The organism is Paraburkholderia sp. SIMBA_054 (genome assembly GCF_046534875.1).
Classification (GTDB): domain Bacteria; phylum Pseudomonadota; class Gammaproteobacteria; order Burkholderiales; family Burkholderiaceae; genus Paraburkholderia; species Paraburkholderia hospita.
The window spans coordinates 1-264 of the sequence record NZ_JAWRXV010000957.1 but is presented as its reverse complement, the minus strand read 5'-3'; the positions used below and the strand labels follow the sequence as shown (position 1 = coordinate 264).

The following is a 264-nucleotide window of genomic DNA, read 5'->3' as shown; positions in this document are numbered from 1 at the left end:
GCTCGCGCTGTTCTCGGTCCAGGCGGGGCGGTACAGCGCGGTGTAGTTGTTGTAGCTCGCCGTAACCGCGAGCGGGCCTAGCTGGCTGCGTCCCGAGAGTTCGAACCCTTGCCGGCGCGTGCGGCCCACGTTCTGAAAGAAGCCGCGATTGCTCGCCGCGCCATTGCTGGCGATGAATTCGATGTCGTTATCGAGCGTGGTTCGATAGACGGCGGCGCTCCAGCTTGTCGTCTGGCCGATTCGTCCGCGTGCGCCGATTTCGAA

At 64.4% G+C, this 264-nt stretch carries 1 protein-coding gene; it reads right to left on the bottom strand.

Annotated elements, in window-relative coordinates; translation table 11 throughout:
- Positions 1-264, bottom strand: a 264-nt coding sequence (locus SB822_RS57955; RefSeq protein ID WP_410859220.1) for a TonB-dependent receptor domain-containing protein, incomplete at both ends; no start/stop codon positions are given.